The organism is Mediterraneibacter sp. 210702-DFI.5.30, from assembly GCF_020560115.1.
GTDB classification, from domain to species: domain Bacteria; phylum Bacillota; class Clostridia; order Lachnospirales; family Lachnospiraceae; genus Mediterraneibacter; species Mediterraneibacter faecis.
In genome coordinates, this window is the sequence record NZ_JAJCME010000266.1 from 1 (window position 1) to 214 (window position 214).

Genomic DNA, 214 nt, shown 5'->3' on the forward strand with positions numbered 1-214 from the left:
TACGGAACTGCGCGAACTGATTACCAAGCGCGTTAAAGAACGTGAAGGCATTGATTCAAAGGTAGAAAACGTCATGGTAACGACTGGTTCTGAACAAGTGCTGGACCTGGTCGGCAAGGCATTTATTGATGAAGGCGATGAAGTCTTGGTAGAGGATCCAACCTACCTTTGTGCGCTGGATGTCTACCGTTCCTATGGCGCCAAGTTTGTCTCC

General features: G+C 48.6%; 1 protein-coding gene. It reads left to right on the top strand.

What is annotated here, in order from left to right; genetic code table 11:
• On the top strand, positions 1-214 hold a 214-nt coding region (locus LI126_RS15515; RefSeq protein WP_227165785.1), incomplete at both ends, for an aminotransferase class I/II-fold pyridoxal phosphate-dependent enzyme.